This is a genomic window from Virgisporangium aliadipatigenens, from assembly GCF_016863615.1.
Lineage (GTDB): Bacteria > Actinomycetota > Actinomycetes > Mycobacteriales > Micromonosporaceae > Virgisporangium > Virgisporangium aliadipatigenens.
Genome location: NZ_BOPF01000012.1, coordinates 97,815 through 111,141, shown reverse-complemented (window position 1 = coordinate 111,141; position 13,327 = coordinate 97,815). Strand labels below are relative to the sequence as shown.

Genomic DNA, 13,327 nt, shown 5'->3' with positions numbered 1-13,327 from the left:
TGTGTCTTCAGCCTTCCGTGGGAAGGTCGCCTCGAGCGGCCGGCGCCACGCCTCGTTGATCGCCGTCTTCCTGGGCTTCTTCCTCTTCGGGTCGGCGTGGGCGTTCGCGGCGCCGTTCGACGGTTCGCCGGACGAGGCGGAGCACATCATCCGCGCCGCCGGTGTCGTGCGCGGCCAGGTCGCCCCGCCGCCGGAGGACGCCGCGAACGGCATCGGCGCGTTCCAGACCGTGCCGAAGAGCCTGCAGCGGGCGTGCTGGCTGAAGGGCGAGCCGACGCTGTCCGCCAAGAACCGGGCGTGCTGGCCGTCGAACGACGAGACCGAGGTGCGCACCGCCAGCCGCGCGGGCCGGTACAACCCGGTGTACTACGCGATCGTCGGGTGGCCGCTGACGTTCGCGCCGACGATGAAGGGCGTGCTGCTGTCCCGGCTCATGAGCGTGGGGCTGGTGGCGTTGGGGCTGACGCTCGCCGTGCACGCCGCGCGGCTGTGGTCCCGACACAGAGTGATGCTCGGCGGCATCCTGCTGGTGGCCACGCCCACCGCGATGAACCTCGCCGGGTCGATCAACCCGTCGGCGCCGGAGATCGCCGGCGGGATCCTCGCGTTCGCGGCGCTGGTGCCGTTGCTCGACCCCGAGCGCGAACCGTCGCCGCTCATGGTGCACCTGGCCGGCATCGGCGCGTTGATGCTGGTGATCCCGCGCGCGCTCGGCCCGGCGTGGCTCGCGATGGGCGTCGGCATCCTGCTCGTGCCGAACACCTGGGCGCACGTCAAGCGGCTGCTGGCGATGACCGCGATGCGGATCTGGATCGGCGTGCTCGCCGTCGTCTCGATCGCCTCCGGCCTCTGGACGGTGATCCAGGAGACCGGGGAGCCGGGGGTGTTCATCCCCGTCGACTCCAAGCTGTCCCGGCTGGACGCCGTCCAGTACGTGCTGCTGGTGCGCACGAACGACTACCTCGAGGGGATGTTCCGGGCGCTGTCCGGCGGGGAGATCAACGCGTGGCGGCCCGTGGTCACGCTGTGGCTCATGGCGATCGGGCTGACGGTGATGGGCGCGTTCGTGTTCGGGCGGTGGGTCGACCGGTGGCGGATGGGCGCGACGCTCGCCGCGCTGTGGGCGTTCACCTCGTACGGCGAGATCACCACCGCCAACGAGCTGCGCTTCCCCACCCAGGGGCGGTACCTGCTGCCGGTCTTCGCGCTTGTGGTGTTCCTCGCCGGGGAGGTGCTGGCGCGCACCGGCACCGTGGACGCGCTGCGGGCCCGGGCGATGACGCGCTTCTTCGCGTTCCTGACCGCGGGCATCCACTACGTGATGCTGTGCACCGCGATGACGCGCTGGCAGGCGGGCCTGTCCGGGGACTGGCTGCGGCCGCGGATGAGTCCGCTGTCCGGGGACTGGCATCCGGGTTTCGGGTCGCTGAACGTGCTGATCCTCGCGGCGGTGGGGCTGGCGGTGCTGATCGCGGGCTTCTGGATGGCGAGCGCGCTGCCGGTCGCGGCGGCCCCGACGTCGGGCGACCCGGCGCCGGCCGAGCCCGCCGGGGTCGATTCCGCGCCGACCGTCGAGGATGCGCCCGCCGCCGGCGAGCCGGCCGCCGAGGCCCGCGCCGTGCCGACGCCCGAGCCCGCGGTACAGGCGTGACGCAGGCCCCGACCCGGCTGACGGCGCTGTACACCAACAGCGCCGTCCGGTACCTCGTCATCGGTGGCGCCAGCGCCGGCCTCGACGCCGGGCTGCTGTGGCTGCTGCACGGCGTGTTCGGCGCCTACCTGCCGGTGGCCACGTTCGTCGCCGTGGCCACCGCCTTTTTCTTCAACTTCGCGTTGAACCGGATGTGGTCGTTCGGCAGCACCGCCCCGGTGGGTGCGCAGTTCGCGAAGTATCTCGCCCTGGGCGTGCTCAACTGGCTCGCCAACGTCGCCGGTGTGACCGGCCTCGTCGCCCTGGGCATGCACTATCTCGTCGCCAAGGTGCTCGTGGTGGCCGTGGTGACGGTGCTCAACTATGTCGTGTACAAGGCCTGGGTGTTCCGTTCGTGAAGGAGTCGGAGGCGTGACGTTGCCGAAGGTCAGTGCGATCGTGCTGGCGTGGAAGGCGGAGCCCTTCCTCGTCCGCTGCGTCGAGGCGCTGCTGGCGTCGGAGAAGGTCGAGGTCGAGGTCGTTCTCGTCGACAACGGCTGCACCACCGACGACGTGCGGAACCTGTCGGCGACCCCCGGGGTGGTCGTCGCCGGCACCGGCGTCAACCAGGGCTTCTCCGGCGGCTGCAACGTCGGCGTCGCGGCGTCGTCGGGCGACTACGTGGCGCTGATCAACAGCGACCTGGTCGTGGAGCCGCACACCCTGGCCCGGCTCGTGGAGGAGCTGGAGAAGCCGGGCATCGGCATCGCCGCCGGTGCCGTGCGGCTGGCCGAGGACCCGTCGCTGCTCAACTCGCTGGGCAACCGGGTGCACGTGCTCGGCATCTCGTGGGTGGGCGGGTTCAAGGAGAAGGAGACCCGTACGCAGCCCACCGAGACGGCCGGCGCGATGGGCGCCTGCGCGGTGCTGACCCGGGAGCACTGGGACCGGCTGGGCGGGTTCGACCCGCACTACTTCGCCTACTTCGAGGACGCCGACATCTCGCTGCGTACGTGGCGGCTGGGCCTCAAGGTGGTCAACGTGCCCGACGCGACGGCGGTGCACCGCTACGAGTTCTCCCGGAACTCCTTCAAGTACTACCTGGTCGAGCGGAACCGGCTGCTGTTCATCGGCACCCTGTGGGGCTGGCGGGCACTGCTGCTGCTCTCCCCCGCGCTGCTCGCCCTCGAACTGGGGATGGTGCTGCTCGCCGCGAAGCAGGGCTGGCTGCCGGACAAGGTGCGCGGCTGGACCTGGCTGTGGGCGCACCGCAAGCACATCCTGGACCGCCGGCACCGGCTCCAGCAGGAGAAGACCGTCCGCGACCGGGAGTGGATGCGCGTGCTGACCCCGGTGATCGAGACGCCGCTGGTCGAGGTCCCCGCGCGCGGCTTGGTCAACAAGCTGGTGAGCGCGTACTGGGCCGTGGTGCGCCGCCTGGTCTGAGCGTTCACGGGACCAGCACCACCTTGCCGGCCACGGTGCGGGACTCGGCCAGGCGCATCGCCTCGGCCACCCGCGCCAGCGGGATGCGCGCCGCGACCTGGGCCGTGATGCGCTTGTCGGCCATCGCGCGCAGGACCTGCGTGAGGTCCTCGCGCACCAGCGCCCGGTGCTTCGACTTCGCCAGGGCGCGGCCGGCCCAGAGGTTGTAGAAGTAGGCGCGCTTGCCGTTGGGCAGGGCGTTCCAGGTCCAGATCTTCGGCATCATCCGGAGGAAGGCCGCGTTCTTGTTGCCGGTGTCGTTCTTGCTGGTGGCGGTGCCGTAGCCGACCATGACGCCGCCGGGGGCGAGCAGCCGCCAGGACTCGCTCATACTGTCCGGGCCCAGGTGGTCGAAGACCGCGTCGACGCCGCCGGGGGCCAGCCGGCGCACCTGCGCCGGCACGTCGCCGTTGTAGTCGACCGGGATCGCGCCCAACTCCCGCAGCCGGTCGTGGTGGCGCGGCGACGCCGTCCCGATCACGGTGATCCCGGCGATGCGCGCGAGCTGGACGAGGGTGGAGCCGACGCCGCCGTTGGCGCCGTGGACGAGGATCGTCGCGCCGGCCCGGACCCGTGCCGTGCGGTGCAGCATCTGCCACGCGGTGATGCCGTTGACCACCACCGTCTCCGCCTCCACAGGATCCAGTTCCGTGGGAACCGGCACCAGGTCGGCGGCGTCGAGGACGACATGGCTGGCCCACCCGCCGATCTTCGTGAGGGCCGCGACGCGCTGCCCCACCAGCCCGTGGTCGGTGCCCGGCCCGACCGCCTCGACGATGCCCACCAGGTCGTACCCGGGCACGAACGGGAATGCCGGCTGGTCGTAGTACCGCCCGAGCCGCATCTGCTGCTCGGCGAAGGACAACCCGGTCGCCTCCATGCGCACCAGCGCCTGCCCGTCGGCCGGCACGGGCAGCTCGACCTCGCGCACCTGCAGGCCCTCGGGCTCGACGACACCGGGCAGGACGATCTCGATCCGGTTCATTGTTAGCTCCTATCGCATTGGTTAGAACCTCTAACGCAAGTATTATGTCCTCACGAACGCGATGTCAAGCGAGGGGTGCCGATGACGAGTCCACGGATGCGTTACCGCGAACAGGTGCGCGACGAGGTCAAGGAGCACGCCTGGGCACAGGTCGCCACCTCCGGCGCCAGCGCCCTCTCGCTGAACGCCATCGCCAAGCAGATGGGCATCAGCGGCCCCGCGCTCTACCGCTACTTCCGCAACCGCGACGAGCTGATCACCGAACTGGTCCTCGACGCCTACCGCGACCTCGCCGCCACGGCCCGCGCCGCCGCCACGCCGAAGGATCCGCGCGCCCGGCTCACCGCCGTCGCGGCCGCCATGCGCGCCTGGGCGCTCGAGGCACCGCACCGCTACCTGCTGATCTACGGCACGCCGGTGCCCGGCTACGCGGCGCCGCCGGAGGCCACCGAGGCCGCCCGGGACCTGATGAGCGTGCTGCTGGACGGCTTCACCGCGCTGCCGGACGGTTCACCGTCCACATTGAACAGCCACCTGGACAGGCATCGGGCGTGGTCACCCGACGAGACGGCCGCCGCGGCGGCGCTGCGCCGGGCGCTGGTCTTCTGGACCCGGCTGCACGGCGTGGTCAGCCTCGAGGTGGCCGGGCACTTCACCGGGATGGGCTTCGACCCGCAGCTGCTGTTCGCCGCCGAGGTGGCGGCCGCGATCGACGCCTGAGCGGGCCGCCGAACGCCCGGATCAGCCCGCCGGGGAGATGCGGCGGCGGGCGGCGATCCGGGTGACGTGCCGGCGCAGCAGGGCGAGCATGGCGTTCGTGGTCGGTGCGACGTCCGCCTCGCGGGTGACGGCCTGCACCTGCCGGGCCAGCCCGGCGGGCCGCGCCACGTCGAGGAACCGGATCCCGGCGGCCGGCCGCGCGACCAACGCGGGCACCAGGGCCACCCCGAGGCCGGCCGCCACCAGGGCGATCAGCAGGTCGTAGCTGTCCGCCCGGTGGGCCACGCGGGGCCGGAACCCGGCGCGTTCGCAGGCCAGTTCGGTGACGGCCTGGTATCCGTCGGCGGCGATCGTGGAGACCCACGGCGCGTCGGCGAACTGCTTCAGGCGCACCGTCGTGCCGGCCGGCGCCAACCGCACCGGTGCGGCCATCAGCAGCGGCTCGTCGTGCAGGGGCGTCTCGCGCAGCCCGCGCAGGTCCGGCATGCGCAGGTGGCCGTACCGGTGCGCCACGGCCAGGTCGATCTCCCCGGCGCGCAGGGCCGGCAGCGCGTGCTCCGGCTCCCGCTCCACGAACGCCAACTCCACGTCGGGATGCCGCCGGGCGAACGCCGCCACGGCCGGCACCACGAACTCCGCCGCCGTCGCGAAGGCCGACACCCGCAGCCGCCCGCCCCGCAGCCCCGCCACGTCCCGAACGGCCCGGTCGGCGGCGTCCAGCTCGGCGAGCACCCGTTCGGCGTGGGCGGCCAGGACCCGGCCGGCGTCGGTCAGCCGCACGCTGCGCGCCGAACGCTCCAGCAGCAGCACACCGGTTTCCCGCTCGAGGCGGCTCACCTGCTGGGACGCCGCGGCCGGCGTGCAGCCGACGAGGGCCGCGGCGCGCGCGATCGAACCGGTCCGCGCCACCTCGGCCAGCACGCGCAACCGTTCGGCGTTGAGCACAAGCGCAGCTTACGCTCAGGGCAAGAAGCATGGCCTGCTACCGATGCTGCGCCCGGCGCACGCTGAACGGCATGGTGGAGATCCCGACCCCGGCAGACCTGTCCGAGGCGTACGCGGCGGTGCGCGCCCAGCTGGCGCCCACGCCGCTGGTGCACTCGCGGGACGGGCTGTCGGTGAAACTGGAATGCTGGCAACCGACCGGCTCGTTCAAGGTGCGCGGCGCGATCGCGGCCCTGTCCGCGCTGCCGAAGCGGACCCCCGTCGTGACCGCCTCGACGGGCAACCACGCCCTCGCCGTCGCGTGGGCCGCCGAGCGGCTGGGCATCGAGGCGACCGTGGTGGTGCCGCAGACCGCCTCGCCGGCGAAGCTCACGGCGCTGGCGGCGCTGAACGGGCGGGTGGTGCGCCACGGCGCGGACTTCGACGCGGCCGAGTCCCACGCGCTGGACCTCGCCGCACGGGGTGCCACGTACGTGTCGCCGTACAACCACACCAGGGTCATCGCCGGCCAGTCGACGCTCGGGCGGGAGCTGGGCGAACAGGTCGAGGGGGCGTTCACGGTCGTGGTGCCGGTGGGCGGGGGCGGGCTCGCGAGCGGGCTCGCGCTCTGGGCCGCCGGCCGCGACGGCGTGCGCGTCATCGGCGTCGAGGCGGCCGCGTCCCGCGCGGTGTCGGCCGCGATGGCCGCCGGCACGACGGTCACCGTCCCGGTCGGACCCACGCTCGCCGACGCGCTCGCCGGCAACGTCGAACCGGGGTCGGTCACGCCGGGGATCCTCGCCGCGCAGGGGGTCCCGGTGCTCGGAGTCTCCGAAGAGGACATTCGAGGCGCGATGCGGTACCTGGTGCGGGTGCACGGGCTGGCCGTCGAGGGCGGTGGTGCGGTGGCCGTCGCGGCGGTGCTCAGCGGGGCCGTGGAGTCGACCGGGCCGGTCGTCGCCGTGGTCACCGGCCGCAACGTCGCCCTCCCGACGCTCGCACAGGTCCTGGGCGGCTGACCGCACCCGTGCGGCATCGCGGCGGTCGGGCGGGCGGCTGTCACACACCGCCGCCCCCGAGAACCTCCACCGCCGGGCGCGGCCGCCCGATCAGGTACCCCTGGCAGTAATCGACGCCCAGTTCCTCGACCACGCGCAGCGTCGCGGGGTCCTCGACGGACTCCGCCACGGCGCGCACGCCGAGCGCCCGGCACACCGAGACGACGGCCTCCACCATGGCGCGGTCGGCGCGGCTGTGCCCGAGCCCCACGACGAAGTCGCCGTCGATCTTCACCTGGTCCACGGGCAGGTACTTGAGATAGCGGAACGAGCCGTAGCCGGCGCCGAAGTCGTCCAGCGCCAGCCCGCAGCCGAGGCGGCGCAGCCGTCCCGCGGTGCGGCACGCCTCGGTGAAGTTGCCGATGAGGGCGATCTCGGTCAGTTCGAGGACGAGGCGGTCGGGGCGCACGCCGGAGCGGTCCAGGAGGTGGGTCACCGCCGCCAGCAGTCGGGGGTCGCCGAAGGAGCGTCCGGAGACGTTCACCTGGAGACAGGGGCCCTGGGGGAACGCCTCCAGCAGCCGCACCGCCCGCGCCACCGCCCACAGGTCGATGCGCAGCACCGCGTCGGCGCGTTCGGCGGTGTCCAGCAGCGCGCCGGGCGGCTGGGGGCAGCCGGTCAGTTCGTCGCGCACGCGCAGGAGCAGTTCGTATCGGTCGACCCGGCCGGTGGCCGTCTCCCGGATCGGCTGGGCGTGCAGGGTCAACCGTCCATCGTGGACGATCCCGTCGATCCAGCCGCGGCAGGCGAGGCGGCGGGTGACCACCGGTGCCGGTTCGAACCGGGTCACGACGGGCACATCTGAGGCGCGGGCCCGGCGCCAGCCCTCCGCCGCGTCGATCAGCAGGTCGTGGCCCTCGACGCCACCGCCCGCCGGGCAGCGCACGAGGCCGCCCCACGCCGTCGCGTCAGCCGGGAACGCGGTCTCGCGCACGGTCGCGACGAGCCGTTCGGCGATGCGGCGGGCGTCGCCCATCGCCGTGCCGCGCAGCAGGATCCCGATCTCGCCGGGTCCGGTCAGGCCGAACACCGGCCCCTCGCCGCAGTCCTCCCGCAACCGGTGCGCCACCGGCGGGATCAGGTCGGTCGGCTGGACGCGCAGCACGAGCAGGGCGCCGCCGCCGTCGTGCAGCGCGCGGTCGACCTCGTCGCCGAAGCGGCGCCGGCCGAACAGTCCGGTGGCCGGGTCCCGGTCGGCCGGGAGGAGTGTGTCCACTTAGGACGCCTCCGCCACGGCGCGCGCCAGGGTCATTCCGAGCACCCGTGGGTCGCTCACAGGTGGTAACTCTGTGTTCACGATCGTTCTCCGTCCAGCCCGTCCCGCTTCCCACTCTTCCGTGATTTCGGGACTCTCCGTGGTTCGGTCGGGCTGTCGTCTTTTTTCGTGGCGCGCGGCCAAATGCCGTTCGACAGGCGTGAATCGGATGATCGGCGGAGAGAAAGGGCTGGACGGCCTATCGGACTCACGTTTCGGAGAGTGACCTGCTTTGATCGGTGTGTAACTACGTTGTGTTACCAGTACACAGAGGCGTCTCAGGCGCCGTCGGCGAGGTTCACCACCCGGTCGGCCCGGCGGGCGACCAGCGGGTCGTGCGTGACGACCACGAGGGTCGTGCCGCCGCGGTGCAGTTCGTCCAGCAGGTCGAGGATCGTGCCGGCGTCGGCGTCCGCGAGGCCCTCCGTCGGCCCGTCGCACAGCAGCAGCCCCGGGCGCACCAGCAGGGCGCGGGCGATGGCGACGCGGCGGCGTTCGGCCTCGGAGAGATCCCGCGCCCGGGCCGCGTGCCGGTGCCGGTCGAGGCCCACGCGGTCGAGCGCCTCGGTCGCCTGCCAGGTCCGGGTCCGGCGCGGGGTTCCGTTGTGCAGCAGGGCGAGCGCGACGTTCTCGACCGCGGAGTGGTAGGGCAGCAGGGGGAACGTCCGGGGTCGCGGCTTCGCGCCGACCACCACCAGGTACTCGCCCTGCGACACGGCGAGCGGGGTGCCGTGCAGATCGACGACGTCAGGGGTCAGGGCGTTCACGGGCGGCCTCTTTCGGCTCTCGATCCGGTGGGCGGCCCCGGGGTGGCGGCCGTGTCGCCCACTGTCCGGGCCGCCGCTTGCCTTCTGTTTGCGTCGCCCTCGCGCCGGCCGGCCGGGTCAGGCGGCCCGGGTCAGGCGGTCGCGGACCTCGGCGGCCATCGGGTGGTCCAGGTCGTCCAGGATCTCCAGGGCGCTGCGCCAGGCGTCGCGAGCCGGGTCGTCGCTGCCCGTCTCGCGCAGGGTGTCGCCGAGTTCGACGAGGGAACGCGCCTCGTTGGGCCGATCCGCCGCCGCCCGGTACATCTCGACCGCGCGCCGGTAGCACGCGGGCGCCCGCGCCGGCCGCCCCGCCTGCCGGTACGTGAAGCCGAGGCTGTCCCAGGCGGTCGCCTCGCCGTGCCGGTTGCCGAGGCTGCGGTTGAGCGCGATCGCCAGCCGGCACGTCACGAACGCCGCCCCGTGGTCCCGCCGCTGCGCCAGCCCCCAGGCGACGTTGTTCAGCGCCCGGGCCTGTCCCACGCGATGGCCGGCCGCGCGGAACAGCTCCAGCGCCTCCTCGTCGTGCCTGAGCGCGTCGTCGAAGCGCCGCTGACGTTCCCGCGTGCGAGCCAGATTGATCTTCGCGTACGCCTGCCCGACCCGGTCGCCCAGCGCGCGGAACTCCTCGACCGCCCGCAGCAGGTGCGTCTGCGCCTCCTCGTCGAGCCCGAGCATGTCGTGCACGCGCCCGAGATTGCGGTGCGCGTCGGCCAGCGCCGGCCGGTCGTCGAGGCGTTCGGCGGCGCTGAGCGCCATCCGCTGCACGGCGCGCTGGTCGTGCCAGTGGCCGCGCAGGTTGAGGTAGTCGGTCAGGGTCCACGCCAGGCGCCAGGTCCGGGCGTGCAGGCCGCTCGTCGAGGCCTGCCGCACCGCGGCGATCAGCACGGCGTGCTCGGCGGTGAACCAGGCGAGCGCCGCCGCGTGCCCGTCGAACGTCTCCGCCGTGACGCCGTCGGCCGGGCGTTCGAGGGTGATCGCGTCGCGGGCCGGGTAGATGAGCCGGTCGGCGGCGTAGGCGCTGTGCGTGTAGTGGTCGAGCAGGCGGGCGACGGCGGCGTCCCGTTCGGCCTCGCTGTCCCGTCGGAACGCCTGCTCGAGCGCGTAGGCGCGCAGCAGGTCGTGGAACGCATGCCGGCCGTCGCGTTCGGCGAGCAGGTTCGCCTCCACCAGTTCGGCCAGGTGGGTGCGGGTCGCCGCGACGGTGTCGCCCGCCACGCTGGCGGCCGCCGGCGTGCTGATGTCGGCGCCGCGGTGCAGCCCCAGCAGCCGGAACACCCGTGCGGCCGGCGGGCTCAGCGCGCGGTACGAGCAGGCGAGCACCGTCCTGATGTCGATGGCGGTGTCGTTGTTGGCGAACGAGTCGAGCCCGCCGCCCAGTTCGGCGGCGATCGCGGCCAATGACAGCCGGGGCCGCACGGCGGCGCGCGCGGAGGCCACGGCCATCGCGAGCGGCAGCCGGGCGCAGCGCTCGACCAGTTCCGCCGCGGCGTCCGGCTCGGCGGCCACCCGTTCGGCGCCCAGCCGCTTGCGCAGCAGTTCGCTCGACTCGGCCGCGGTGAACAGCTCCAGCGCCACCGGATGCGCGCCGTCGACGGCCACCAGTCCCGGCAGGGCGTTGCGGCTGGTGACCAGAACGGTGCAGCCCGACGCGCCGGGGAGCAGCGGCCGCACCTGCCCGGCGTCGTGCACGTTGTCGAGCACCACCAGGACCCGCCGCCCGGCGAGGGTGCTGCGGTACAGGCCGGCCTGCGCGTCGATGTCGGCCGGCAGGCTCGCGGCCGGCACGCCGAGCGCGGTGAGCAGCCGCCGGACGGCCTCGCCCGCACCGAGCGCACCGCCGCCCGGGTCGAACCCGCGCAGGTTCAGGAAGAGCTGGCCGTCGGGGAAGCGGCCGGCGACCCGGTGCGCCCAGTGCACCGCGAACGTCGTCTTGCCGACGCCGGCCGTCCCGGACACGGCCACGAGCGCGCCGGTGTCCTCGTCGAGCAGCCGGTCCAGGCGGGCCAGTTCGTCCGCGCGGCCGGTGAAGCCGACGAGGTCGCGCGGGAGTTCGGCCGGGACCCGCCGCGCGGCGGGCCGGGGCGCGTCGGTGCCGTCGCGCAGGATCGCCCGGTGCAGGTCGCGCAGTTCGCTTCCGGGGTCGAGGCCGAGTTCGTCAGCGTAGACGCGGCGGAACGCGTCGTAGGCGTGCAACGCGTCGGCGGTCCGGCCGGCCCTGTGCAGGGCGCGCATGAGCTGGCCGGTGGCGCGTTCCTGCAGCGGGTGGGCCCGGACCAGTTCGGCCGCCTCGTCCAGCACGGCCGCCGGTTGGCCCAGGCGCAGCCGCGCGTCGATGCGGTCCTGCCGCGCCGCCAGCCACGACTCGTCGAGTCCCCGGCACAGTCGGGCCCGCGCGTCCTCCGGCAGCGCACCGGACATGGCCGGGCCGCGCCACAGTTCGATCGCCTCGGTCAGCAGGTCGATCCGCTTGTGGTCGTCGTCGATCTCGCGGGCCTGCGCGCACAGGTCGCGGAACCGGTGCAGGTCGACCCGTTCGGGCGCGGCGCGCAGCACGTAGCCGGCGCCGACGGTGGCCAGGGTGACGGCCGGGTCGGTGCCGGCGAGGGCCTGCCGCAGCCGCGAGACGTGCGCGAAGACCGTCGCGCGGGCGCCGGCCGGCGGGTCGCCGGGCCAGAGCACGTCGACGATCCGGTCGACCGTCACGACGCGGCCCAACTCCAGCAGGAGCAGCGCCAGGACACAGCGACGCTTGGGCGGGCCCAGCGGCAACGGCCGCTCCTCCGCCCACGCCTCCACCGAACCCAGCAAGCCGAACCGCACCGGGGCACAGCCTACGGATCGCTCGCGCGTCGGTGAAAGACAAGTGTCCGCAAAAGCACGGCCGTCACACATCCGTCCCGGTCGTCCGTGGCGCAAACCGTCCACTATGGACGTTCGACCGAACCGTCGCTCAGAGCACCGCGACGGCGGCCGCGATCTCGGCGGCGAACGGCGGCAGGTCCACCTGCAGGTCGACGCGACAGCCGGGCGCGGTCCGCGCGACGACGCCCACCTGCACCGCCCGCCCGTCGGTCGTGCGCGCGACGACGGGCGCGCCCACCTGGCCCGCGGCCACCCTGATCCGGCAGTCGGGCCGCCCGACGAACTCGGCGGGACCGAACGACGCGGTGCACAGGATCAGCGCGAAGTCGCGACGTTCGCCGTCGCCGATGCGCTCCGCGCAGGTGCGGTCGTCGACGACCAGCGTCTCGCCGGCGAGCAGGTGGCGGCGCGAACGGGCCCAACCGAAGACGGTCACCTTCTCACCGGCGGTCGCCGGGCCGGCGGCGATCGGCAGGGTGGGCTGCCGGATCGGCTCGGCCAGTTTGATCAGGCCCCACGCACCGGACGCCGGCCGGTACAGCTTCGCCGCCGGCACCTGCTGGGAGCCCTCCCGCTCGGGCGGCGGAATGCCGTCCGTCTCGCCGAAGATGACGGAGACGTCGGCCCTGTCGCCGGTCACGCACGAGGCCGACGTCAGCACGACGTCGGGCGCGTACAGCGAGCCCATGCAGGCGCCGTCGCCCGTCCACACCGTGCCGACCCACGGGTACCGGCCCGGTTCGGCGGCGGTGAACGGGTCCTCGGCGGAGCGGTCGAGCCGTGCGGCGGCCGCCCTGATGTTCGGCGCGTAATGTGTCAGGTCCGCGAAGACGGTGGGACTCGCGCACTCCTCCCCCGCGGCGCTGACGACGCCGACCTGGCGGTAGCTGCCGTCCGCGAGCCGCTTGACCAGCGGGCCGCCGGAGTCGCCGGAGCGGATTCGCGGGCCGCAGTTCGCTTCCGTGCCGCTGGAGAGCGTGCAGAGCTGCCGTTCGTTGGGGACGAAGTCCGTCCCGCGCGACGCGCACTCCTCGTCGGTGATCCCCGTGACCTCGCCCGAACGCAGGATCGGCGTGGCGCCCCACCCCATGATGGTCAGCGGGCCGGTGGTGTCGGCGGGATCGGTCGCGAGGGGCAGGGTGGGGCGGTCGACCCGTTCGGCGAGCTTGACGAGGGCCCAGTCGTGGCGCAGCAGTTCCAGCTCGCCGATTGGCCCGTTGCCGATCTCGTCCTCCAGGCCGACGTAGTGCCACCGGGTCGCCGGCACCACCTGCCGGCCGGCGCTGTCGGACGTCGAGCGGTCCAGCGCGCCGAACGTCACCGTCAGCTCCTCGGTGTTCTCGCCCAGCACGCAGTGCGATGCGGTGAGGACGAGGTCGGGCGCGTAGAGCGAAGCGCCGCAGGCGAAGGTCCCGTCGACGGCGAGCCACCCCAGCCAGGGGTACCTGTCCGTGCTGTCGACGGGATCGCCGCCCGAGACGGCGTTCGCGACGGGGATGGTGAGCAGGGCGGCTGCCAGTGCGGCTGCGGCAGCGAAGGCGACGGCAAGGCGTCGGCGTCTCATGAAATGGCCTCCGAGGTGTCGGTCACCCGGGAAACGTG

Annotated in this window: 11 protein-coding genes; 5 read left to right on the top strand and 6 right to left on the bottom strand. The window is 73.6% G+C overall.

Annotation, left to right across the window (positions count from 1 at the left end; all coding sequences use genetic code 11):
- Window position 1 precedes the first annotated feature (1 nt).
- The 3 genes from Val02_RS17800 to Val02_RS17790 are packed head-to-tail and all read left to right on the top strand — an operon-like array spanning window position 2 to window position 3,076.
- Window positions 2–1,651, top strand: a complete 1,650-nt coding sequence (locus Val02_RS17800) for a DUF2142 domain-containing protein (protein ID WP_203900211.1) — start codon at window positions 2–4, stop codon at window positions 1,649–1,651.
- The gene (locus Val02_RS17795) at window positions 1,648–2,049 is read left to right on the top strand and encodes a GtrA family protein (RefSeq protein WP_203900210.1); all 402 of its coding nucleotides are present in this window, start codon (window positions 1,648–1,650) and stop codon (window positions 2,047–2,049) included. Before Val02_RS17800 ends, Val02_RS17795 begins: the two co-directional genes overlap by 4 nt.
- A gap of 13 nt (window positions 2,050–2,062) precedes the next feature.
- Complete coding sequence (locus Val02_RS17790) at window positions 2,063–3,076, top strand: glycosyltransferase family 2 protein (RefSeq protein ID WP_203900209.1); 1,014 nt, start codon at window positions 2,063–2,065, stop codon at window positions 3,074–3,076.
- 4 nt (window positions 3,077–3,080) lie between these two features.
- Here the strand turns inward: Val02_RS17790 and Val02_RS17785 are convergent, their stop codons facing one another.
- A complete protein-coding gene (locus Val02_RS17785) occupies window positions 3,081–4,100 on the bottom strand; it encodes a medium chain dehydrogenase/reductase family protein (RefSeq protein WP_203900208.1) in 1,020 nt (339 codons plus the stop codon).
- A gap of 81 nt (window positions 4,101–4,181) precedes the next feature.
- On the opposite strand from Val02_RS17785, the gene Val02_RS17780 reads away from it, so the two are divergent.
- On the top strand, window positions 4,182–4,820 hold the full coding sequence (locus Val02_RS17780; RefSeq protein WP_239153113.1) for a TetR/AcrR family transcriptional regulator: 639 nt from the start codon (window positions 4,182–4,184) through the stop codon (window positions 4,818–4,820).
- Between the two features lie 21 nt (window positions 4,821–4,841).
- Here the strand turns inward: Val02_RS17780 and Val02_RS17775 are convergent, their stop codons facing one another.
- The gene (locus Val02_RS17775; RefSeq protein WP_203900206.1) at window positions 4,842–5,765 is read right to left on the bottom strand and encodes a LysR family transcriptional regulator; all 924 of its coding nucleotides are present in this window, start codon (window positions 5,763–5,765) and stop codon (window positions 4,842–4,844) included.
- A 29-nt stretch (window positions 5,766–5,794) separates the two neighbouring features.
- On the opposite strand from Val02_RS17775, the gene Val02_RS17770 reads away from it, so the two are divergent.
- Window positions 5,795–6,763 carry a threonine ammonia-lyase gene (locus tag Val02_RS17770; RefSeq protein WP_203900205.1) on the top strand — a complete coding sequence of 323 codons (969 nt, stop codon included), beginning with the start codon at window positions 5,795–5,797 and terminating at the stop codon, window positions 6,761–6,763.
- A gap of 40 nt (window positions 6,764–6,803) precedes the next feature.
- On the opposite strand, the gene Val02_RS17765 is transcribed toward Val02_RS17770, so the two are convergent.
- The 4 genes from Val02_RS17765 to Val02_RS17750 form a co-directional block, all read right to left on the bottom strand.
- On the bottom strand, window positions 6,804–8,018 hold the full coding sequence (locus Val02_RS17765; protein WP_203900204.1) for a bifunctional diguanylate cyclase/phosphodiesterase: 1,215 nt from the start codon (window positions 8,016–8,018) through the stop codon (window positions 6,804–6,806).
- A 317-nt stretch (window positions 8,019–8,335) separates the two neighbouring features.
- Window positions 8,336–8,824, bottom strand: coding sequence for an ATP-binding cassette domain-containing protein (locus Val02_RS17760; protein WP_203900203.1), 489 nt, complete (start codon window positions 8,822–8,824; stop codon window positions 8,336–8,338).
- Window positions 8,825–8,941: 117 nt separating this feature from the next.
- A complete protein-coding gene (locus tag Val02_RS17755) occupies window positions 8,942–11,683 on the bottom strand; it encodes an AfsR/SARP family transcriptional regulator (protein ID WP_203900202.1) in 2,742 nt (913 codons plus the stop codon).
- Window positions 11,684–11,813: 130 nt separating this feature from the next.
- A complete protein-coding gene (locus tag Val02_RS17750) occupies window positions 11,814–13,289 on the bottom strand; it encodes a trypsin-like serine protease (protein WP_203900201.1) in 1,476 nt (491 codons plus the stop codon).
- Window positions 13,290–13,327 lie beyond the last annotated feature (38 nt).